Raw genomic sequence first — 21029 nt, forward strand, 5'->3', positions numbered from 1 at the left:
CTAGACCCGGCCCAGGGCGAAGCCCTTGGCCATGTAGTTGCGCACGAACCAGATCACGAGCGCGCCCGGCACGATGGTGAGCACGCCCGCCGCCGCCAGCAGGCCCCAGTCCATGCCGGCGGCCGAGACGGTGCGGGTCATGGTGGACGCGATCGGCTTGGCGTTGGTCGCGGTCAGCGTGCGCGCCAGCAGCAGCTCCACCCAGGAGAACATGAAGCAGAAGAACGCCGTGACGCCGATGCCCGCCTTGATCAGCGGCAGGAAGATCCGCACGAAGAAACGGGGGAAGGAGTAGCCGTCGATATAGGCGGTCTCGTCGATCTCCTTGGGCACGCCCGACATGAAGCCTTCCAGGATCCAGACCGCCAGCGGCACGTTGAACAGGCAGTGCGCCAGCGCGACCGCGATATGCGTGTCGAACAGGCCCAGCGCTTGGTAGAGCTGGAAGAACGGCAGGAGGAACACGGCCGGCGGCGCCATCCGGTTGGTCAGCAGCCAGAAGAACACGTGCTTGTCGCCGATGAAGCGGAAGCGCGAGAAGGCATAGGCCGCGGGCAGGGCCACGCTCAGGCTGATCACCGTGTTCATGACCACGTAGATCAGCGAGTTGACATAGCCCATGTACCAGGAGGGATCGGTCAGGATCGTCTGGAAGTTCGCCAGCGTCGGCTCGCGCGGGAACAGGGTCAGACCGCTCAGGATCTCCTGGTTGGTCTTGAGCGACATGTTCACGAGCCAGTAGATTGGCAGCAGCAGGAACACGAAATAGATGATGAGCGCGACACTCCTGCCCTTCATGCCCGCTCTCCCGTGCCCATCCGGGTCATGACGTTGTAGAACACGAAGCTGAGCGTCAGGATGATCAGGAAATAGATGATCGAGATCGCCGCGGCCGGGCCCAGATCCATCTGGCCGATCGCGATCTTGGTGAGATGGATCGAGAGGAAGGTCGTGGCGTTGCCGGGCCCGCCGCCGGTGACGACGAACGGCTCGGTATAGATCATGAAGCTGTCCATGAAGCGCAGCAGCACCGCGATCAGCAGCACGCCGCGCATCTTGGGCAGCTCGATATAGCGAAACACCTTCCAGGCGCTGGCGCCGTCGATGGCGGCCGCCTGGTAGTAGGCGTCGGGAATGGCGCGCAGGCCGGCATAGCAGAGCAGCACGACCAGGGGCGTCCAGTGCCAGACGTCCATCACCACGATGGTGAGCCAGGCGGCGACGGGGTCGTTGGTGTAGTTGTAGGGAATGCCCAGCGCGTTCACGAGCCAGCCGCCCAGGCCGATATCGGCGCGGGCGAACACCTGCCAGATCGTGCCCACCACGTTCCACGGGATCAGCAGCGGCAGCGCCATCAGCACCAGTGCCAGCGACGCCCGCCAGCCGCGCGCCGGCATGGCCAGGGCGAGCGCGATGCCCAGCGGGATCTCGACCAGCAGGATCACGAAGCTGAACACGAACTGGCGGATCAGCGCGCCATGGAGATCGTCGTCGGCCAGCACGCTCTCGAACCACTCGGTGCCGACCCAGTAGCGGTCCTGCGGGCTGAAGATGTCCTGGAAGGCATAGTTGACCACGGTCATCAGCGGGATGATCGCCGAGATGGCGACGATCACGAACACCGGCAGGACCAGGAACCAGGCCTTGTTGTTCTCGATCTTGTCCATGGCCAGCCTCCCCCCTCGTTCCCGTTCTAGTGGACCAGGCGGTCGTCCAGATAGAGCCTGGTCCAGGCCGGCGGCAGGCGCAGGAAGGCCTGGCCCGGCATGAGCGGCGCATCCTCGGACAGCTTGGCCATCACCGTGGCCGTGCCGAGCCTGGCGGTCACCAGCGCATAGTTGCCCAGATCCTCGACCCGCTCGACCTCGACCGGCACGCCCTCGGCGCCAGGGCTGCCGGTGATCCGCACATGCTCCGGGCGGATGCCCAGCTCGATCCGGCCCTGGCCCGGGCCCACCAGCCCGTCCGGCAGCACATGGTCGGTGCCAGGGATGCGCAGGCCATCGCCGTCGCGCTCCAGCGGCACGAAGTTCATGCCGGGCGAGCCGATGAACCAGCCGACGAAGCGATGCTCCGGCCGCTCGAACAGTTCCTGGGGCGTGCCGACCTGCATCACCCGGCCGGCATGCATCACCACGATCTTCTCGGCGAAGGTCAGCGCCTCGTTCTGGTCGTGGGTGACATAGACTAGCGTGCGCCGGTAGCGCTCGTGGACCTGCTTCAGCTTGCGCCGCAGCAGCCATTTGAGATGCGGGTCGATCACGGTGAGCGGCTCGTCGAACAGGATCGCCGCCACGTCCGACCGCACCAGGCCGCGGCCCAGCGAGATCTTCTGCTTGGCATCGGCACCCAGCCGCCGGGCCGGCCGGCGCAGGTCCGGGCCCAGCTCCAGCATGGCCGCCACCTCCTCGACCTTGCTGCGCACCTCCGGCTCACCGATGCCGCGGTTGCGCAGGGGGAAGGCCAGATTGTCGAACACGCTCATCGTGTCGTAGACGACCGGGAACTGGAACACCTGGGCGATGTTGCGCTCGCCCGGCGACTTCGCCGTCACGTCCTGCGCGTCGAAGCGGACCCGGCCATGGGAGGGCCGCAGCAGGCCGCTCATGATGTTGAGCAGCGTGGTCTTGCCGCATCCCGAGGGCCCGAGCAGCGCATAGGCGCCGCCATCGGCAAAGGCGAAGTCCATCGGCTGCAGCGCGAAGTCGGAGGGCTGCCGGGGATCCGGGCGATAGGCGTGGCCCAGGCCCGCCAGCGTGATCTCGGCCATGAGCTCAGCCTCCCCGGCCACGGACCGGTGCCGCCCGCACCCGGCCATCCGACCCGAACGCATAGAGCCGGGTCGGGTCCAGATAGACGGTCACTGGCTCGCCCAGCCCATGCTCGTGCACGCCTTCCTCCTGCACCACCCAGTCCAGCGCCTCGGCATGGACGTGGACGAAGGTTTCCGAGCCGGAGATGTCGGCCAGCTCCACCCGGGCAGGCAGGGAGGGCAGGCCGGGCTTGGGCCGGAGCGACAGGTGCAGGGCGCGGATGCCGAAGCGGTAGGCACCGTCCTCCAGCGTACCCAGATGGCCGGTGAGCGGCAGCTCCAGCCCCTGCGGAAAGCGGGCGATACCGCCCCTGACCTCGACGCTCACCAGGTTCATCGGCGGGTCGCTGAACACCTCCGCCACCGCCTCGGAGGCCGGATTGTGATAGACCTGGGCGGTCGGTCCCGTCTGGAGCACCCGGCCCTCGTGCATCACCAGCACCGAGCCGCCCATGGTCAGCGCCTCCAGCGGCTCGGTGGTGGAATAGACCACCACCGCACCACGCCGCTCGAACAGGGCGCGCAGCTCGGTACGCAGCTCCTCGCGCAGCTTGTAGTCGAGATTGACCAGGGGCTCGTCCAGGAGCAGCAGGCGGGCATCCTTGGCCAGGGCGCGGGCAATCGCGGTGCGCTGCTGCTGGCCGCCCGACAGCTCCGCCGGCAGCCGGTCGAGCAGATGGTCGATATGGAGGAGGCTCGCCACCTCGCGCACCCGGCGCTCGATCGCGCCGCGCTCCTCGCCCTTGAGGCGCAGGGGCGAGGCGATGTTCTCGAACACGCTGAGCGAGGGGTAGTTGATGAACTGCTGATAAACGAAGGCGACGCTGCGCCGGCGCACCGGCACGCCGGTCACGTCCTGCCCGTCCTGGAGGACTCGCCCGGCGCTCGGCGCGTCCAGCCCGGCCATCAGCCGCATCAGCGAGGTCTTGCCGGCCCCTGTCGGCCCCAGCAGCACGTGCAGCCCCGGTTCGAGCAGGGCATCCACCGGATGAAGATGGGTGCTGCCGCCGACCGTTCTGGCGATGCTCTGGAGCTGGAGGCTCATGCCGCGTCCACCGCCGATGCCGCCCGTGGTTTTTCGAGCCGCGCCCGCAGGCGCTGCACCTCCTCGTCTTCGAGGAAGAGGCCTAGCTTGCTGCGGCGCCACAGAATGTCCTCGGCCGTGCGGGCCCATTCCTGCTCGACCAGGTAGTGGACCTCCGCCTCGTGCAGGTCGGCGCCGTAGCAGGGGCCGAGATCGTCCAGGCTCTGCGCATTGCCCAGGATCCGCGCGACCCGCGTGCCATAGGCCGCGACCAGCCGCCTCCCCAGGCGCTCGGGCAGCCAGGGGTGGCGGCGGCGCAGCCCGGCCAGGAACGAGTCGGGGTCGGCCAGGTCGCCGCCCGGCAGGGGCATGGCCGCGGTCCAGTCGGGCCGGTGTACGCCCAGGAGCGGTGCCAGCTTCTGCACCGCATGCTCGGCGAGCTTGCGGTAGGTCGTGATCTTGCCGCCGAAGATCGAGAGCAGGGGAGGCGCACCGTCCGGCGCGTTCAGGTCGAACGTGTAATCGCGGGTCACCGCGGACGGGTTGGCCGAGGCGTCGTCGTAGAGCGGCCGCACCCCGGCATAGGACCAGACGATGTCGCTCTCGGCCACCTGCTTCCTGAAGTGGCGGTTGACCACCCGGAGCAGGTAGGCGGTCTCCTCGGGGGAGATCCGCACGTCCTGCGGCGGGCCGTCATAGGGGATGTCGGTCGTGCCGATCAGGCTGAACTCGCCCAGCCACGGGATCACGAACACGATGCGCCGGTCGTCGTTCTGCAGGATATAGGCGTGCGGCCCGTCATGGAGGCGGCGGGTCACGATGTGCGAGCCCTTGACCAGCCGCACCCGGCTCTTGGTGTCGAGCTTCAGGTCGTGCTGGAGGAAGTCCGAGACCCAGGGGCCGGCCGCGTTGACCAGGGCCCGCGCCCGGACCGTGCGCACCGCCCCGCTGGCTAGGTCCTCCAGCTCCGCCACCCAGCGCCGGCCCTCGCGCGCCGCATGGCGGCAGCGCGTGCCGGTCAGGATCTCCGCTCCCAGGTCCTGGGCCGCCAGCGCGTTCAAGACCACCAGCCGGCTGTCGTCGACCTGGGCGTCCGAATAATAGAAGGCCTGCTTCACCCAGTCCTGGAGCGGGCGGCCTTCCGGCGTGTCGCCCAGGCGTGCCCGGCCCGAGGCCGGCAGGATCTGGCGGCCGCCCAGATGGTCGTAGAGGAACAGGCCCAGCCGGATCAGCCAGGCCGGGCGCTGCTCCGGGCTGTGCGGCAGCACGAAGCGCAGGGGCCGCACCAGCATCGGTGCTGCGTGCAGCAGCACCTCGCGCTCCAGCAGCGCCTCGCGCACCAGCCGGAACTCGTAATATTCGAGATAGCGCAGCCCGCCATGGATCAGCTTGGACGACCAGGACGAGGTATGGGCGGCGAGATCGTCCTTCTCGCAGAGCAGCACGGACAGTCCGCGGCCTGCCGCGTCACGGGCAATGCCGGCACCGTTGATGCCGCCGCCCACCACGAGTAGGTCGAACTCTTCCCGCATGCCCCGCGCGTCCCCACAGTTCCTCGGGCGGCCGTCACCGATGCCGCCGCGAAAAAGAACGTGTCGTGCCCGGCTGTTCGCCGCCCTGATGCTTCCTGGCGTATCGTGCTTGCCGCGGGTTCACAAATGAAAACTCGCTGGGCGAAAACGAACTTCAGCCCGTCCCGCCGGCGACATGGACCCGCACGTCCGCCGCCGCTAGCACCGCCTGCCAGGGCTCCGGCGGTGGCTGGTCGGTGAACAGGTCCTGGACCTGGCCCAGATGGCCCATGCGGACCAGGGCCTTGCGCCCGAACTTGCTCGCGTCGCAGGCAAGGAGGACGCGCCGGCTGTTGGCGACGATCGCCTGGGCCACCCGCACCTCACGATAGTCGTAGTCGAGCAGCGAGCCGTCCGGGTCGATGCCGCTGATGCCGATCACGCCGTAATCGACCTTGAACTGGCGGATCAGGTCGACCGCCGCCTCGCCGACGATGCCCCGGTCGCGCGAGCGCACCACGCCGCCGGCGATGATCACCTCGAAGCTGGCGTTCTGAGAGAGCAGGCTCGCCACGTTCAGGTTGTTGGTGATGACCTTGAGCTCGGCGTGGTCGAGCAGGGCGCGGGCGACCTCCTCGGTGGTCGTGCCGATATTGATGAACAGCGAGGCGTGGTTGGGGATCGCCTGGGCGACGAGCTGGCCGATCCGCCGCTTGGCCTCGACGTTCAGGACCTGCCGGTCGGCATAGGCGACGTTCTCGACCGAGGAAGTCAGTCCGGCGCCGCCATGATAGCGCTGCAGCAGGTTCTGCTCGCACAGCTCAGACAGGTCGCGGCGGATGGTCTGCGGCGTGACCCGGAGGTCGGCGGCGAGCTGGTCCACCGAGACATAGCCGGTGCGCCTGGCGCGTTCGAGGATCCGCTCGCGGCGGTCGCGGGTCGACACGGGTGGGTTCGGCCTCCGCTGGGTTGCAGGTGCCCCGACCGTTTATGCCCCCTCCGGCGACGGGGCCAGAGCGGCGTGGCCGGCGGTGCCAAAGCAAAAAGGCCGCCCCGGCGAGGGGCGGCCTTCCTGGAAACCCGGATGGTAAGCCTGAGAGGCTTACTCCGCGGCCTGCTGCGCGACCTGGTCGACGGTCTTGCCGTCGGTGAAGGTCTCCTTTTCCCGCGCCTTGTGCGGGCCCGGGTGGTGCGGCAGCAGCGGCAGCTTCAGGGCTTCCTGCAGGTCGATGCCCGCACCCTCGGCGACCCGGCGGCCATAGTCCTCGTCGCAGTGCCAGAAGTGCCAGACCATCCGGAGCGCGATCTCCTTGGGGCACTCCTTCATGTCGGCGACCAGGTTGGAGATCAGCTCGTCGCGCTCCCAGTCCTGGAAGCTGCGGTAGCTCTCGCCGGCCTGCTTGTAGTCGTCGGTGGTGCGGGTGGTCTGGTAGCGGCCGAGATAGCCCTCGACGTACTGGTGGTATTCCTTCTGCGGCTTCGGCGCTTCCTTCAGCCCGCCCATGATGCTGGGCTCGTAGTTCACGTGCGGGTTCTGGCCGCCGCGATCCACGAAGTAGGTCATCTGGCCGTCCCGCTGGTTGGTGTGGGCGCGGGCCTGCTCCTGCGGCGCGTTGACCGGGAGCTGCAGGTAGTTCGGGCCTACGCGGTAGCGCTGGGTGTCCGAGTAGGACAGGGTCCGGCCCTGCAGCATCTTGTCGTCGGAGAAGTCGATGCCGTCGACCAGCACGCCCGTGCCAAACGCCGACTGCTCGGCCTCGGCGAAGAAGTTGTCCGGCTTGCGGTCCAGCACCATGCGGCCCACCGGGAGCAGCGGGAACTTGTCCTTCGGCCAGAGCTTGGTGTCGTCGAGCGGGTCGAAGTCCAGCTCGTCATGCGGACCGTCCGGCATGATCTGCACGCAGAACTCCCATTCCGGGTAGTCGCCGCGGTCGATCGCGTCGTACAGGTCCTTGGTGGCGTGCCCGACGTCCTTGGCCTGGATCTCGGCGGCCTGCGCGCTGGTCAGGTTGCGGACACCCTGCTTGGGCTCCCAGTGGAACTTGACCAGATGCGCGACGCCCTGGTCGTTCACCAGCTTGTAGGTGTTGACGCCCGAGCCTTCCATCTCGCGATAGTTGGCCGGAATGCCCCAGGGGCTCTTGATCCAGGTGATCATGTGCAGGGATTCCGGGCTCTGCGACACGAAGTCGTAGAAGCGCCAGGCCTCCTGCCGGTTGGTCACCGGGTCGGGCTTGAAGGCGTGGATCATGTCCGGAAACTTGACCGCGTCCCGGATGAAGAAGATCTTGATGTTATTGCCGACCAGGTCCCAGTTGCCCTCGACGGTCTTGAACTTGACCGCGAAGCCGCGCGGGTCGCGCGCCGTCTCAGGACTGTCCTTGGCGCCGATCACCGTGGAGAAGCGCACGAACATCGGCGTCTTCACGCCGGTCTCGTTCAGCACACGGGCGCGGGTGTACTTGGACGCCGGCTCATCGCCGATCTTGCCATAGGCCTCGAACCAGCCGTGCGCGCCGGCACCGCGCGCATGCACCACCCTCTCGGGGATACGCTCGCGATCGAAATGGGTGATCTTCTCGATGAACTGGTAGTTCTCGAGGGTGGCAGGGCCACGCTCGCCGACCGTGCGCAGGCTCTGGTTGTCACGGACCGGGTGACCCTGACGCGTTGTCAGAATCTTACGATCATCCATCGATAGAATCTCCTCGAAGACGCGGACGCTGGGGCTGCGGCGGCAGGACGTGACCGTCCGGCCAAAAGGCAAAGCCGACCCATATATGGGGATGCCGGCCGGGCTATGCGATGATTGGGATCAGTTTAATGCGCCTCCAGCGTCCGGCCGAGGGGGGCGAACCCGCCAAGGCTCAGTCGCGCGGCTCCAGCTTGATCCAGGCATAGCCATGGGCCGCCAAGCGGACCGTGCCCCGGTCCATCCCGTCCAGGTTGCTCTCGCTATCGGCCAAGAGCCTGCGTACCCGCACCGGCCCCTCCGGCAGGCCGGGCTGCACCTCGACAGTACGGTCGGAAAAATTGTGCAGGGTGAGGATGCTGCCATTCGGGCTCTGCTGGCGCAGCGCCACCACCGCGGGCTCGCTCAGGTCCACGATCTCGCACTCGGCCCAGCCGATCTCGGGGTGGGAGCGGCGCTCGCGGACCATCCGCCGCACCTGTTCGAGCAGGCTGTCGGGATGGTCGATCTGCAACTCGACATTGCGGTCGGGAAAGCCGAACGGGCCATCCGCGATCACCGGCCGGATCAGCCGGTCGGCCGGTGCCGTCGAGAAGCCGGCATTGCGCTGCCCGTTCCACTGCATCGGCGTCCGCACCGAGTGGCGCTCGGACTGCCTGAGGTCGTCGCCCATGCCGATCTCGTCGCCGTACCAGAGCACGGGCGTGCCGGGCAGGGCGAACATCAGGCTGAATGCCATGGCGATCCGCCTGGGGTCACCGCCCAGCATCGGCGCTAGCCGGCGGCGGATCCCGCGCTCGTAGATCTGCATGTCGGGGTCCGGCCCGAACGCCTGGAACACTTCCTCCCGCTCGGCATCGCTCAGCCGGCCGAGGTCGAGCTCGTCATGGTTGCGCAGGAAATGCGCCCACTGCCCGGTCTTCGGGATCTCCGGCGTGTTCTTGAGCATGTCCACGACCGGCCGGCCGTCACCGCGCGCCAGCCCCAGGAACAGGTACTGGTTCAGCATGAAGTGGAACACCATCGTCATGCGGTCGTCGTTGCCGAAATACTCGTCGGCCATGTCCATCGGGATGTTGGCCTCGGCCAGCAGCACGGCCTCGGCCTTGCGCCAGGACAGAAAGCGCCTGAGCTCCGTCAGGTATTCGTGCGGGTCGCCCTCGGGATGGCTGTCCAGGCCGGTGTACTCGATCAGGAACGGCACCGCATCCAGGCGGAAGCCGACCACGCCCAGCTCCAGCCAGAAGCCCATGATCTTGTGGATCTCTTCGGTGACCGCCGGGTTGGCGATGTTGAGATCGGCCTGGTGCTCGTAGAAGCGGTGGAAATAATATTCGCCGGCCTGCTCGTCCCAGGTCCAGGTGCTTTCCTGCACGCCCGGGAATATCACCCCGTCCTCTGCGTTCTCCGGCTTCTCCTTCGACCAGACATACCAGTCGCGATAGGGCGAATCCGGGTCGCTGCGCGCGGCCTGGAACCAGGGATGGTCGATCGAGGTGTGGTTGACCACGAGGTCGACGATCACCCGCATCCCCCGGTGCCGGGCGGCCCTGGCGAAGTTGACGAAGTCGCCGAGCGTGCCCAGTCGCGGGTCGACCCCGTAAAAATCGGTGACGTCATAGCCGTTGTCACGGTTGGGCGTGGGATAGAAGGGGGTGAGCCAGATGCAGGTGACCCCTAGCGCTTCCAGGTAATCCAGCCGCTCGATCAGGCCCGCGAAGTCACCGACGCCATCGCCATTGCCGTCCTGGAAAGTCTCGACGTCGATGCAGTAGATGACGGCGTTCTTGTACCAGAGGTCGAGCAACCGGCTTCTCCTGCGGGGGAACGTTCCAGGAGAAACGGCTGAGCCCTGCTCAGGGTGCCGTCGGCGGCTCGGCCATGGTCTTGGCCTGCCGCCGGCTCGCCAGCACGCCGCGCTTCGGCGCGAACAGGAAGGCCAGGATGAACTGCACGGTGAGCGCCAGGACGATGGTGGGGGCCGGCGCGCTGTCCAGGCGGAAGCTCACCAGCACGCCCAAGACCGCCGCACCCATCGCCACCGCCGCCGCGATCAGCAGCATCCGGCCGAACCGGTCGGTCAGCAGGAAGGCGATCGCCCCCGGTGCGATCAGCAGTGCGATCGCCAGGATCAGCCCTACCGCCTTCAGCGCGCCCACGATCGCGAGTGCCAGCAGCGCCAGCAGGCCGTAATGCAGCAGCCGGACCGGCAGGCCGATCGCCCGCGCATGGGTCGGGTCGAAGCAGAAGAGCAGCAGGTCACGGCCCTTCAGGCCCACCACCAGGACGGTCAGGAGCGTGATCGCCCCGGCCTGCCAGAGATCGGCCGCGTACACGCCCAGCAGGTCGCCGAACAGGATGTGGTCCAGATGCACGTCCGATTCGATCTTGGTGTACAGGACCAGCCCCAGCCCGAACATGCCGGAGAACACCACGCCCATCACGGTGTCCTCCTTCAGCCGGCTGTGCTCCTTGAGATAGCCGGTCGCCACCGCACAGCCCATCCCGGCCGCGAACGCGCCCAGGCCCAGCGGCAGGCCGACGATATAGGCGAGCACGATCCCGGGCAGCACCGCATGACTGATCGCATCGCCCATGAGCGACCAGCCCTTGAGCACCAGGAAGCAGGACAGAAGCGCGCTGGTGACCCCCACCAGCACGGCGGTCAGCATCGCCTGGCGCATGAAGTCGTAGGCGAACGGCTCCGTGAAGAAGGCGAGGATCTCGCTCATGGCCTGGCCGCCAGTCCGGCCCGCGCCTGCCGCCCGGCGGCCAGCCGGCCATGCTTCGGTGCGAACAGGAAGGCCAGGAGGAAGATCAGCGTCTGCAGGACGATGATGATCCCGCCGGTCGCCGCGTCCAGGAAATAGCTGAGATAGGCGCCCGTGAAGCTGGTCCCGGCCCCGATCAGCACGCTCAGCACGATCAGCCGGCCGAACCGGTCGGTCAGCAGATAGGCGGTGGCCCCCGGCGTCACCACCATGGCGATCACCAGGAACGCGCCCACCGTCTGCAGGGCCGCCACGGTCGAGGCGGCCAGCAGGGTGAAGAACAGGAGCTTCAGCCGCCCCGGATGGAGGCCCACCGAGCGGGCATGGTTCTCGTCGAAGAACACCACCATCAGGTCCCGCCATTTCAGCGTCAGGACCAGCAGCGAGCCGCCGCCGATGATGGCGAGCTGGAGGATGTCGGCAGGGGCGATGCCCAGGATGTTGCCGAGCACGATGGTCTGCACGTCCACCGAGGTCGGCGACAGCGAGACCATGAACAGGCCCAGCCCGAAGAAGGAGGTGAAGGTCAGCCCGATCACCGCATCCTCCTTCAGCCGGGTGCGCTCGCGCACGAACAGCATGGCGAGTGCCGCCAGCCCGCCGGACAAAAAGGCGCCGAGCGAGAAGGGCAGGCCCAGCATGTAGGCCCCGGCCACGCCCGGCACGATCGCGTGGGAGAGCGCATCGCCCACCAGTGACCAGCCCTTGAGCATTAGATAGGCCGACAGGAACGCGCAGACCGCCCCCACGAGCGCGCTCACCCACATGGCGTTGACCATGTAGCCATAGCCGAACGGCTCCAGGAGCAGGCTCATTGCCCGGCCACCTCCTCGGCCCGGCAGGGCTGCTGGTCGGCGCCGTTGGCGCCATAGAGCACCACCGGCCGCTCGTCGTCGCTCAGCACCGTGACCTTGCGCGGGTCCGCGTCCTGGTGGAGTGCTGCACCACCCAGCGTCAGGTGGCGGAGCTGGCCGCCGAACGCGGCGGCCAGGTTGGCCCGGGTGAAGGTCGTCTCGGTCGGGCCCGCCGCCAGGACCGTGCGGCGCAGGATCGCGACTTGGTCGCAGAACTCCGGCACGCTGCCGAGATTATGGGTCGAGACCAGCATCACCCGGCCCTCGGCGGCGAGCTCGCGCAACAGGGTGATGATCGCCTCCTCCGTGGTCACGTCCACGCCGGTGAACGGCTCGTCCAGCAGGATGACCCGGCCTTCCTGGGCAAGGGCGCGCGCCAGGAACACGCGCTTCTTCTGCCCACCCGACAATTCGCCGATCTGGCGGTGGCGGAACGCGGTCATGCCGACCCGCTCCAGCGCCAGGTCCACCTTGCGCCGGTCCTCCTTCGACGCGATCCGCAGGAAGCCCATATGGCCGTAGCGGCCCATGGTGACGACATCCTCGACCAGGACCGGGAAGTTCCAGTCGACCTCCTCGGCCTGAGGGACATAGGCCACCGTGTTGGCCTTGAGCGCCCGCCCGGCCGGCTCGCCGAACAGGCGGACGCTGCCGCGGGCCAGCGGCACGAAGCCCATGATCGCCTTGAACAGGGTCGACTTGCCGCTGCCGTTGACGCCGATCAGCGCACAGATCGAGCCCGCCGGCACCTGGAAGCTGGCATCGTGCAGTGCCGTGAAGCCGTTGCGGTAGATGACGGTGACGTCCTCGACGGCGATGGCGGGCGCCTCGATGCCAGGGATCGCGGTCATCAGGAGGTGAACCCCGCGACGATGGTCTGGGTGGTGACGCGCAGCAGGTCCAGATAGGTCGGCACCGGCCCGTCCGCCTCGCTCAGCGAGTCGACGTAGAGGACGCCGCCATAGGCGGCACCGGTTTCCTGCGCGACCTGGCGCGCCGGCTTGTCGGAGACCGTGCTCTCGCTGAACACCACCGGGATCTGGTGCTCCCGGACCAGGTCCACGACCTTGCGGACCTGCTGCGGCGTGCCCTGGGCATCCGCGTTGATCGGCCAGAGATAGGCTTCCTTCAGCTCGTAGTCGCGGGCCAGGTAGCTGAACGCCCCCTCGCTGGTGACCAGCCAGCGCCGCCCTTCCGGCACGCGCGCCAGGGCAGCGCGGGTCGTGTCATCCACGGCCTTGATGCACTCCGCATAGGCCGCCGCATTGCGCGCATAGGTCTCGGCATTGCCCGGGTCATGCTTGGTCAGCGCGTTCTTGATGTTCTCCACATAGATCAGCGCATTGGTGGGCGACATCCAGGCATGGGGGTTGGGCTTGCCCGTATAGGGCCCGTCGCCGATCGGCATGGGCTCGATCCCCTCGGACGCCACGACTGCCGGCACATACATCAGGCGCTCGAAGAAGCGCTCGAACCACAGTTCGAGGTTGAGGCCGTTCCAGACCACCAGGTCGGCGTCACGCGCCCGGACGATGTCGCGCGGGGTCGGCTGGTAGTTGTGGATCTCGGCGCCGGGCTTGGTGATCGATTCCACCACCGCCGCATCGCCGGCGACGTTGCGCACCAGGTCGGCGATCACGGTGAAAGTGGTGACCACCTTGAGGCGACGGTGCTCGACCGCCTCCGCCGGGGAGGCCGCCAGCACCAGCCCCAGCACCGCCAGGGGCAGCCACCGCCAGTCCCGATACCACGCCATCGATCCACTCCGTTCTTGGCCCACGCCAAGAAAAATGGCCACGCATGAAAAGTTTGTCCAGGGGTAACATTATGAGCCCGAGCCAGCATTGCGTCACCGGTCGACACTTGCCGGGTCACATGCTCTTTCTCGGGCAACGATGACGGCAACGGGGTTGGAAGCGGCGTTGGATGAGCAAGTGACGGGCAGCGGCCAGGGGCAGGGCGCGCGCGAGCGCGAGCGGATCGGGCGGCATGCCGAGCAGTTCGCACGGGTGCGCCGGGCGCATCAGTCGGAGATGGCCGAGGACTATGTCGAGATGATCGCGGAGCTGATCGCCACCCAGGGCGAGGCGCGCGCCGCCGACCTGGCCGAGCGGTTCGGCGTCGCTCCCCCGACCGTGGCCCGGACCATCCAGCGCCTGATCCGCGACGGGCTCGTGACCAGCGCGCCGTACCGCGCCATCTTCCTGACCGAGGCCGGCCACGAGATGGCCGCCCAGGCCCGTGCCCGCCACCTCCTGGTGCGCGACTTCCTGGTGGCGCTGGGGGTGAGCCCGGACGTGGCCGAGATGGATGCCGAGGGCATCGAGCATCATGTAAGCGAGGAGACGCTGGCGGTGTTCCGCCGCTTCCTGGACCGCTCCTGACACGGGCTCAGAAGGCGACCTGCAGCCGCATCTGGAAGATGTCGGCATGCTCGTCGCCGCCGGTCTCGGGCGCATCCCTGGCCTCGGCGCGCACATAGTTGGCCATCACCCGGACGTTCTCGTCCGGGTACCAGTTCAGGCCGAGCGTCAGGTCGCCCTGGCGGCCGCCCTGGACGTCCTTGTCCTCCAGGTCGATCCCGCTCAGGCGCCCGGCCAGCTCGAAGACCCCGTAGCCGCCCTTGGTGACGCGCTGCGCCTCGTCCAGCTCCACGCCCTCGAACCGGCCGAGCTCCCCGCCATAGCTGGGCAGGTCCGTGCTATAGGGCCGGCCAGGCCCGTTGATGACCCAGGCGACCATCACGTAGCCGCCCTGGAAGTCCGGGTCGCCCTGGCCGCCGTCCCGCTCGACCTGGGTGAAGATGTACTCCCCCTGCACGCGAACCGGGCCGCGCTGCCAGGCGGCCTCCAGGCCGAAGCGGGTCAGCGACTGCGCATCGTCCAGCGTGTCGGTGTCGACCAGCGAGGCGTTGAACAGGTCGGATTCGGGGGTGGTCGAGAACGAGGCCTCGCCGGAATCCAGGTCGCGATAGCCGATCGAGCCGCCCAGATGCACCACGTCCCGCTCGGTTCGGACCGGCGCATAGGTGACGCGCGCCGTGATGCCGGTGCCGCCATCCTCGAAGCTCTCGTTGATGTTGCCGCCATAGACGCCCGCAGCCGCGGTCCAGTCGTCCTGTGCCGCCGCGATCGCCAGGCCGACATTCCGCCCGGGCGCGAAGGCATTGGCCACGGAGCGGCTCATGAAGGCCATCTCGTTGTCGCTGGTGACCTCCTCCAGGCTGAACGGCTCCTTGACGTTGCCGACCGTCACCACGACCGGCTGCCAGGCCACGGCCAGCGCCACGTCCTTCAGCGGCGCCTCGTTGTCCGCCAAATCATACTGGTAGGCGCCGTTGAGCCAGCCGTCATAGCTGCCGGACAGCTCGAGCCGCGCCTGGGTAATGTCCACGTTCTTGTCGAAGATGTCGTAGGCGTCGTCGTCGCTCACGCTGCCGTCGCCCAGGTCCAGATAGAGCCGGCCGCCCAAATTCAGCTCGGCGCGGCCCTCCAGGAAGCGCAGCGTGATCCCTTCCCCGTCCACCGTCAGCCCGTCCGCCTCCTGGGCACCGGCCGCCCCGCTGCCCAGCAGCACCAGGCAGCCGACCAGCCCGGCTGTCAGAGGGCCGCTACCTGGGCGGTGCAGCTCCCACTGGGTGAACCTCGTCATCATGTGCAGATCCTTCCCCGACCGACGCATGGTGCTCCCTCTGCCCGACTCTCCGCGGCTGCTGCCTCTGCCTCCCTCATGTCATCCCCCGCCCTCATGTCATCCCCCGCGAAGGCGGGGGATCAACTGCAGGAGGATGACCAACTGTGCTGGCACCGCTGCGGTGCTCCTTGCACAGGTGCCGGCGTGCGGCGGTTGATCCTCCGGTCCAGCCGGGGGATGACCGGAGGGAGAACGTCCGCACCGCCGGTCCAATGACGGATCGCGGGCATCTGGCGGTAACAGGTCCCAACCTGCCGATCCGCATCAGCCCCCGCTCAGCCATCCAGCTTCTTCAGCGCTTCCGGCCGATGCGCCGCCCGCTTGCCTGACTTGTCGCTCTCGACGATGAACTCAGGATGGTCCTTCGACGCCGCCACCTGGTGACCCTTGATCCGCGTCGGGCTGGTCTGCTTGCGGACGACCTCGCCGGTGCTGTGGCCGCCCGACGACTCCCAGCTCACTCGGTCGCCCTGGTGCAGATCCTTCGCCGTCGCCATCCGCCTGCTCCCTTGCCGTCCCGCCGCCACCCTCGGGAACGTACGGTGCCCGCACCCGTTCCGCAGCGGGCAAGCGGAGAACGGCCTTGAGCCAGGACAGCGACGACCACAGCGCGATCTGGCAGGCGCTCGACCAAGCAGTGAACATGACGCCGGCCGAGCTCGAGACGTTCCTCGCCACCGAGGAAAGCCGGCAGGTGGGCTGGACCTACGAGGGCGAGACCGAGGCGGTCGGCCACCAGTCCGGCCGCCGGATCGTCGAGATCCGGCGCAAGAAGAAGAGCGAGCTGACCGAGGACGACTACGCGCACATGCGCAAGGTGAGGGGCTACGTCCATCGCCACCTAGCCCAGGGTGGGCCCAAGGAGGATGCCGCCCATTCGCGCTGGCGCTACTCCCTGATGAACTGGAGTCACGATCCGCTGAAAGCCTGACCGTCCGCCGCTCTGGATTGGAATCATTCCAGGGAGTAGCCTGATCCCTTTCCGCCTCGTGCATGGGAAAGGGCGGCGGGAATGCGGTTCCCGGCGGGTCTGGTCGATAGCGGCCTGGTGCTGGTGGCACTGGCGGGCCTGCTGGGCGGGGGCGCAGCCTGGCTGGCCGGCCGGGCCGAGCTGGCGCCGCTCGCCTGGACCGCCGGCACCCTGCCGGTGCTGCTGGCCCTGCTCTGGCAGATCGCGGTCACGCTGCGGCGGGGCGAGGTCGGCCTGGACGTGGTCGCAGCGCTGGCCATGGGCTCGGCCCTGCTGCTCGGCGAGACCCTGGCCGGCAATGTCGTGGCTCTGATGCATGCCGGCGGCCAGCTCCTGGAGCAGGTGGCCGAGCGGCGCGCCCGGCGCGACCTCACCGCCCTGCTGGGTCGGGTGGCGCGCACCGCCATGCGCCATGGCCCGGCCGGGCTGACCGAGGTCGACATCGACATGCTCCTCCCCGGCGACCGCATCCTGGTCCGGCAGGGCGAGGTGCTGCCGGTGGACGGCCGCGTCCAGCACGGCAGCGCCACCATCGATACCTCGGCACTTACCGGCGAGCCGCTTCCCCGGCAGATGGATGGGGGCAGTGAGGTGCTGAGCGGCACCGTCTCGATGGGCCCGCCCTTCGACCTGCTGGTGCTCCGCCCGGCCAGTGCCAGCGCCTATGCCGGGGTGGTGCGGCTGGTGGAGGCCGCGCACCGGGCGCGCGCCCCGGCGGCGCGCCTGGCCGACCGCTGGGCCATGGGCTTTTCGGCGCTGACCGTGGCGCTGGCGCTGGTCGCCTGGCGGTGGAGCGGCGACCCGGTCCGGGCACTTGCCGTGCTGGTGGTGGCGACGCCCGGTCCGCTGATCCTGGCCGTCCCGGTCGCGATCATCTCCGGCATTTCCCGCGCCGCCCGGCTGGGCGTGCTGGTCAAGGGCGGCGAGGCGCTGGAGGCGCTGGGGCGGGCGCGCATCGCGATCCTGGACAAGACCGGCACCCTGACCCTGGGCCGGGCCGAGCTCGCCGCGACCGAGGCCGCACCGGGCTTCGACCCCGACGAGATCCTGCGCCTCGCGGCCTCGCTCGACCAGGCCTCCACCCACGTGCTGGCCGCCACCCTGCTCGAGGCAGCCCGGGCACGCGGACTGACGCTCTCCGAACCGGAGGCGGTCATCGAGGAGATCGGCGCCGGCCTGGCCGGGCGGGTCGGCGGGCATGACGTGGTGCTGGGCGGCGACCGTTTCGTGCGTGCCCGGATCACCGGCATGCCCCCGCGCCCGGACGACGGCGATGCGCTGATCCAGGTCGGGATCGATGGCCGCCATGCCGGGCTGCTGCGCCTGCAGGATCCGCTTCACCCCGACGCCGCCGGCCTGCTGGCCCGCCTTCGCAAGGTCGGCTTCACCCGGATCCTGCTCGTCACCGGCGACCGGGCGGATGTCGCCCGCGCGGTCGCCGCCGGCCTCCCGCTGGACGAGGTGCGGGCCGAGCTGTCGCCCGCCGACAAGGTGGCGCTGGTGCTGGAGGAACGCCGGGCCGGGCCGGTCCTGATGGTGGGCGACGGAGTGAACGACGCCCCGGCGCTTGCGGCCGCCGATGTCGGGGTGGCGATGGGTGCGCGCGGCGGCGCCGCCTCGGCCGAATCCGCCGACATCGTCGTGCTGGTCGACCGGCTGGACCGGCTGGCGGACGCGGTCGAGGTGGCCCATGGCACTGCGCGGATTGCCCTGCAGAGCGTGGTCGCCGGCCTGGGCCTGTCGGTTGCCGGGATGCTGGTCGCGGCGCTGGGCTATCTGCCGCCGGTGGCGGGTGCATTGTTCCAGGAGGCGATCGACGTCGCCGTGATCCTGAACGCGCTCCGGGCGCTGCGGCTGTGAGTGGGAACTCTTGCCCGGGATATGCTATGCTGGTCGGCCGGGCCGTCCGGCAGCCAGGAGGCCAGCTTCCGGTCAGCAGATGCGAATCTGCACAAACGAACCCAAGAAGCCAACTTTATCTTTTATTATCAATAAGTTATTCGAGAACGATCCTGCGCGCAGAACTGCGTGAAGGCGGCCTCGCTCGCCTCGAATGCTTCCGCCTCCGCCAGTTCCCATGGCCGCTCACACTGGGCGGTGCGGGCGCACCAGCGATAGCCGGCCGACGGGCGGCAGCCATGCGCGTCGGCATCCGCACCCACGCGCGCGGTCTGGTCATCGGCCGAGGACTGGCAGGCCTCCAGCGTCAGGAGAGCGAGCAGGACGGCGAGCGCGCGCATGGGTCGGCTCCGGCAGGGAAGGGGTGGATGGCGCAGCCAAAGCAGGCCGCGCCATCCAAAGACCGATCAGTCCGGCACGTGCCGCACGGCACCCTTGGCGGCACTGGTGGCCATGGCCGCGTAGGCACGAAGGGCAGTGCTGACCTTGCGCGGGCGTGCCTCGGCCGGCTTCCAGGCACTACCCTCGCGGGCGGCCATGGCGGCACGGCGCCGCGAGATCTCGGCATCGTCGACCGCCAGATGCAGCTTGCGGTTCGGGATGTCGATCTCGATCCGGTCGCCGTCCTCGACCAGGCCGATCAGCCCGCCCTCGGCGGCTTCCGGCGAGACATGGCCGATCGACAGGCCGGACGAGCCGCCGGAGAAGCGCCCGTCCGTGACCAGCGCGCAGGCTTTGCCCAGGCCCTTCGACTTCAGGTAGCTGGTCGGGTAGAGCATCTCCTGCATGCCGGGGCCGCCGCGTGGACCCTCGTAGCGGATCAGCACCACGTCGCCCGGCTTGACCTTGCCGCCCAGGATGCCGCTCACCGCCGCATCCTGGCTCTCGAAGATCACGGCCGGGCCGGAGAACACCAGGATCGACTCGTCCACGCCCGTGGTCTTCACGATGGCGCCGTCCTCGGCGAGGTTGCCGTAGAGCACGGCGAGACCGCCATCCTTGGCAAAGGCATGCTCGGCCGAGCGGATCACGCCGTTCTCGCGGTCCAGGTCGATGGAGGTGTAGCGGCGGTCCTGGCTGAATGCGGTCTGGGTGGGCACGCCGCCCGGCGCTGCACGATAGAAGTCGTGGACGGTGGCGTCGCTGGTGCGCTGGACGTCCCAGCGCTCGAGCGCGGCAGCGAGGCTCGGCGCATGGACGGTGCCGACCGAGGTGTCGAGCAGCCCCGCCCGGTCGAGCTCGCCCAGGATCGCCATGATGCCGCCCGCCCGGTGCACGTCCTCCATGTGGACGTCGGACTTGGACGGCGCGACCTTGCACAGCACCGGCACGCGCCGCGACAGCCGGTCGATGTCGGCCATGGTGAAGTCGAGCTCGGCCTCGTGCGCGGCCGCCAGCAGGTGCAGCACCGTGTTGGTCGAGCCGCCCATGGCGATGTCGAGGGTCATGGCGTTCTCGAACGCCTTGCGGCTGGCGATCGCGCGCGGCAGGAGGCCCGCCTCGTCCTTCTCGTAATAGCGCCGCGCCAGCTCGACGATCAGGTGGCCGGCCTCGACGAACAGGCGCTTGCGATCGGCATGGGTGGCGAGCGTCGAGCCGTTGCCCGGCAAGGAGAGGCCCAGCGCCTCGGTCAGGCAGTTCATCGAGTTGGCGGTGAACATGCCCGAGCACGAGCCGCAGGTCGGGCAGGCGGAGCGCTCGATCACCTTGATCTCCTCCTCGGAGACCTTCTCGTCGGCGGCCGCCACCATGGCGTCGACCAGGTCGAGCGCCACGTTCTTGCCCCGCAGCACGACCTTGCCGGCCTCCATCGGCCCGCCCGAGACGAACACGACCGGGATGTTCAGGCGCAGCGCCGCCATCAGCATGCCGGGCGTGATCTTGTCGCAGTTCGAGATGCAGACCATGGCGTCCGCGCAGTGCGCGTTGACCATGTACTCGATCGAATCGGCGATCAGCTCGCGGGACGGCAGCGAATAGAGCATGCCGTCATGGCCCATCGCGATGCCGTCATCGACCGCGATGGTGTTGAACTCCTTGGCCACGCCGCCCGCCGCCTCGATCTCGCGCGCCACGAGCTGGCCCAGATCCTTCAGGTGGACATGGCCCGGTACGAACTGGGTGAAGGAGTTGGCGACCGCGATGATCGGCTTGCCGAAATCGCCGTCCTTCATGCCGGTGGCACGCCAGAGGCCACGGGCGCCGGCCATGTTGCGGCCATGGGTGGTGGTGCGGGAACGATAGGTTGGCATGAAAACGTCCTGTTGCCCTGCTCGACCGGTATCCTGTTCCCCCGGTCCTGGCCGGAGTTCAGGGGGCGGCTCTTGCGCGGCATCGAACGGCAGCGCGGCGTGCCTGTTGGGCACGCCGCGGCCGCCATCCGACGCAAACCGTGACCGGTCCTAGAGGATTTCACGCTCGATTGAAATCACTCCAATCCGTGCCGGGCAGCGGACGGTCCCCGTCGGGCGCGCCATGCGGGGGAACTGGCGCGCCGTCCGGATGGGACGCCTCAGGCCTTGCAGGCACTGGTATAGGCGACGCTGCCGTACTGGCCGGCATAGTTCTTAGTGAAGCCCCACCAGTCCTTCTTGGCGTCCCAGGCGTCCCAGCCACCGCCCTTCTTGACCGAGCCCCAGATGGCGATGCCGTCGCTCAGCTCATAGATGGTGTTGAGCTGCAGCTCCCAGAACTTGGTCGGCAGGTACTCGGTACCCTTGCCCAGCATGGTATCGTGGTACTGCGGCCAGACGAACGGGATCACCGGCTTGCCGTACTTGCGGGCCTCGGCGATGTTGGCCTT

The 21029-nt window shown here is 68.5% G+C and carries 20 protein-coding genes; 3 read left to right on the forward strand and 17 right to left on the reverse strand.

Annotation, left to right across the window (positions count from 1 at the left end; genetic code table 11):
- The 12 genes from HLA95_RS06430 to HLA95_RS06485 all read right to left on the reverse strand — a co-directional run bounded on the left by HLA95_RS06430 (window position 1) and on the right by HLA95_RS06485 (window position 13420).
- Window positions 1–798, reverse strand: coding sequence for a carbohydrate ABC transporter permease (locus tag HLA95_RS06430; RefSeq protein WP_191060132.1), 798 nt, complete (start codon window positions 796–798; stop codon window positions 1–3).
- Window positions 795–1667 carry a carbohydrate ABC transporter permease gene (locus tag HLA95_RS06435; protein WP_191060131.1) on the reverse strand — a complete coding sequence of 291 codons (873 nt, stop codon included), beginning with the start codon at window positions 1665–1667 and terminating at the stop codon, window positions 795–797. The genes HLA95_RS06430 and HLA95_RS06435 overlap by 4 nt, the downstream gene beginning before the upstream one ends.
- 26 nt (window positions 1668–1693) lie before the next feature.
- Window positions 1694–2770 (reverse strand): ABC transporter ATP-binding protein, encoded by a 1077-nt coding sequence (locus HLA95_RS06440; protein WP_191060130.1) that lies wholly within the window; start codon window positions 2768–2770, stop codon window positions 1694–1696.
- 4 nt (window positions 2771–2774) lie between these two features.
- Window positions 2775–3857: an ABC transporter ATP-binding protein gene (locus tag HLA95_RS06445; RefSeq protein ID WP_191060129.1), complete on the reverse strand. Its 1083-nt coding sequence runs from the start codon at window positions 3855–3857 to the stop codon at window positions 2775–2777.
- Window positions 3854–5368, reverse strand: a complete 1515-nt coding sequence (gene glpD / locus HLA95_RS06450; RefSeq protein WP_222182803.1) for a glycerol-3-phosphate dehydrogenase — start codon at window positions 5366–5368, stop codon at window positions 3854–3856. Before glpD ends, HLA95_RS06445 begins: the two co-directional genes overlap by 4 nt.
- A 154-nt stretch (window positions 5369–5522) precedes the next feature.
- The gene (locus tag HLA95_RS06455; protein ID WP_191058702.1) at window positions 5523–6293 is read right to left on the reverse strand and encodes a DeoR/GlpR family DNA-binding transcription regulator; all 771 of its coding nucleotides are present in this window, start codon (window positions 6291–6293) and stop codon (window positions 5523–5525) included.
- Between the two features lie 156 nt (window positions 6294–6449).
- Window positions 6450–8042 (reverse strand): catalase, encoded by a 1593-nt coding sequence (locus HLA95_RS06460; RefSeq protein WP_191058703.1) that lies wholly within the window; start codon window positions 8040–8042, stop codon window positions 6450–6452.
- Window positions 8043–8214: 172 nt separating this feature from the next.
- On the reverse strand, window positions 8215–9846 hold the full coding sequence (locus HLA95_RS06465) for an alpha-amylase family protein (protein WP_191058704.1): 1632 nt from the start codon (window positions 9844–9846) through the stop codon (window positions 8215–8217).
- A 49-nt stretch (window positions 9847–9895) separates the two neighbouring features.
- Entirely contained in the window at window positions 9896–10771 is an 876-nt protein-coding gene (locus tag HLA95_RS06470) for a metal ABC transporter permease (protein ID WP_191058705.1), read from the reverse strand.
- Window positions 10768–11625, reverse strand: a complete 858-nt coding sequence (locus HLA95_RS06475; RefSeq protein ID WP_191058706.1) for a metal ABC transporter permease — start codon at window positions 11623–11625, stop codon at window positions 10768–10770. Before HLA95_RS06475 ends, HLA95_RS06470 begins: the two co-directional genes overlap by 4 nt.
- Window positions 11622–12515 (reverse strand): manganese/iron ABC transporter ATP-binding protein, encoded by an 894-nt coding sequence (locus tag HLA95_RS06480; RefSeq protein ID WP_191058707.1) that lies wholly within the window; start codon window positions 12513–12515, stop codon window positions 11622–11624. Before HLA95_RS06480 ends, HLA95_RS06475 begins: the two co-directional genes overlap by 4 nt.
- Window positions 12515–13420 (reverse strand): metal ABC transporter substrate-binding protein, encoded by a 906-nt coding sequence (locus HLA95_RS06485; protein ID WP_191058708.1) that lies wholly within the window; start codon window positions 13418–13420, stop codon window positions 12515–12517. The genes HLA95_RS06480 and HLA95_RS06485 overlap by 1 nt, the downstream gene beginning before the upstream one ends.
- A gap of 166 nt (window positions 13421–13586) precedes the next feature.
- Between HLA95_RS06485 and mntR the strand changes: the two genes are divergently transcribed.
- Complete coding sequence (gene mntR, locus HLA95_RS06490) at window positions 13587–14048, forward strand: manganese-binding transcriptional regulator MntR (RefSeq protein WP_223861423.1); 462 nt, start codon at window positions 13587–13589, stop codon at window positions 14046–14048.
- A 7-nt stretch (window positions 14049–14055) separates the two neighbouring features.
- On the opposite strand, the gene HLA95_RS06495 is transcribed toward mntR, so the two are convergent.
- A complete protein-coding gene (locus HLA95_RS06495; protein WP_222182805.1) occupies window positions 14056–15318 on the reverse strand; it encodes an OprO/OprP family phosphate-selective porin in 1263 nt (420 codons plus the stop codon).
- A gap of 314 nt (window positions 15319–15632) precedes the next feature.
- On the reverse strand, window positions 15633–15854 hold the full coding sequence (locus tag HLA95_RS06500; protein WP_191058711.1) for a hypervirulence associated TUDOR domain-containing protein: 222 nt from the start codon (window positions 15852–15854) through the stop codon (window positions 15633–15635).
- A 146-nt stretch (window positions 15855–16000) separates the two neighbouring features.
- Here HLA95_RS06500 and HLA95_RS06505 point away from each other — a divergent pair, with 146 nt between their 5' ends.
- Both HLA95_RS06505 and HLA95_RS06510 read left to right on the forward strand, forming a co-directional pair.
- Window positions 16001–16288, forward strand: coding sequence for a DUF3140 domain-containing protein (locus HLA95_RS06505; RefSeq protein ID WP_191058712.1), 288 nt, complete (start codon window positions 16001–16003; stop codon window positions 16286–16288).
- Window positions 16289–16369: 81 nt separating this feature from the next.
- Complete coding sequence (locus tag HLA95_RS06510) at window positions 16370–18187, forward strand: heavy metal translocating P-type ATPase (protein ID WP_222182807.1); 1818 nt, start codon at window positions 16370–16372, stop codon at window positions 18185–18187.
- Between the two features lie 128 nt (window positions 18188–18315).
- On the opposite strand, the gene HLA95_RS06515 is transcribed toward HLA95_RS06510, so the two are convergent.
- From HLA95_RS06515 to HLA95_RS06525, 3 genes are all read right to left on the reverse strand, one after another.
- Window positions 18316–18567 (reverse strand): peptidase, encoded by a 252-nt coding sequence (locus HLA95_RS06515; RefSeq protein WP_191061665.1) that lies wholly within the window; start codon window positions 18565–18567, stop codon window positions 18316–18318.
- Window positions 18568–18633: 66 nt separating this feature from the next.
- Window positions 18634–20478 carry a dihydroxy-acid dehydratase gene (gene ilvD / locus HLA95_RS06520; RefSeq protein WP_191061666.1) on the reverse strand — a complete coding sequence of 615 codons (1845 nt, stop codon included), beginning with the start codon at window positions 20476–20478 and terminating at the stop codon, window positions 18634–18636.
- 260 nt (window positions 20479–20738) lie between these two features.
- On the reverse strand, window positions 20739–21029 hold a 291-nt coding region (locus tag HLA95_RS06525), incomplete at its 5' end, for a hypothetical protein (protein ID WP_222182809.1).

The organism is Geminicoccus harenae (assembly GCF_019800005.1).
GTDB lineage: Bacteria > Pseudomonadota > Alphaproteobacteria > Geminicoccales > Geminicoccaceae > Geminicoccus > Geminicoccus harenae.

Coding starts and splice junctions, on each gene's coding strand:
- HLA95_RS06430 (WP_191060132.1), bottom strand. CDS start 798: ATGAAGGGCAGGAGTGTCGCGCTCATCATCTATTTCGTGTTCCTGCTG.
- HLA95_RS06435 (WP_191060131.1), bottom strand. CDS start 1,667: ATGGACAAGATCGAGAACAACAAGGCCTGGTTCCTGGTCCTGCCGGTG.
- HLA95_RS06440 (WP_191060130.1), bottom strand. CDS start 2,770: ATGGCCGAGATCACGCTGGCGGGCCTGGGCCACGCCTATCGCCCGGAT.
- HLA95_RS06445 (WP_191060129.1), bottom strand. CDS start 3,857: ATGAGCCTCCAGCTCCAGAGCATCGCCAGAACGGTCGGCGGCAGCACC.
- glpD (WP_222182803.1), bottom strand. CDS start 5,368: ATGCGGGAAGAGTTCGACCTACTCGTGGTGGGCGGCGGCATCAACGGT.
- HLA95_RS06460 (WP_191058703.1), bottom strand. CDS start 8,042: ATGGATGATCGTAAGATTCTGACAACGCGTCAGGGTCACCCGGTCCGT.
- HLA95_RS06470 (WP_191058705.1), bottom strand. CDS start 10,771: ATGAGCGAGATCCTCGCCTTCTTCACGGAGCCGTTCGCCTACGACTTC.
- HLA95_RS06475 (WP_191058706.1), bottom strand. CDS start 11,625: ATGAGCCTGCTCCTGGAGCCGTTCGGCTATGGCTACATGGTCAACGCC.
- HLA95_RS06480 (WP_191058707.1), bottom strand. CDS start 12,515: ATGACCGCGATCCCTGGCATCGAGGCGCCCGCCATCGCCGTCGAGGAC.
- HLA95_RS06485 (WP_191058708.1), bottom strand. CDS start 13,420: ATGGCGTGGTATCGGGACTGGCGGTGGCTGCCCCTGGCGGTGCTGGGG.
- HLA95_RS06495 (WP_222182805.1), bottom strand. CDS start 15,318: ATGATGACGAGGTTCACCCAGTGGGAGCTGCACCGCCCAGGTAGCGGC.
- HLA95_RS06500 (WP_191058711.1), bottom strand. CDS start 15,854: ATGGCGACGGCGAAGGATCTGCACCAGGGCGACCGAGTGAGCTGGGAG.
- HLA95_RS06505 (WP_191058712.1), top strand. CDS start 16,001: ATGACGCCGGCCGAGCTCGAGACGTTCCTCGCCACCGAGGAAAGCCGG.
- HLA95_RS06510 (WP_222182807.1), top strand. CDS start 16,370: ATGCGGTTCCCGGCGGGTCTGGTCGATAGCGGCCTGGTGCTGGTGGCA.
- HLA95_RS06515 (WP_191061665.1), bottom strand. CDS start 18,567: ATGCGCGCGCTCGCCGTCCTGCTCGCTCTCCTGACGCTGGAGGCCTGC.
- ilvD (WP_191061666.1), bottom strand. CDS start 20,478: ATGCCAACCTATCGTTCCCGCACCACCACCCATGGCCGCAACATGGCC.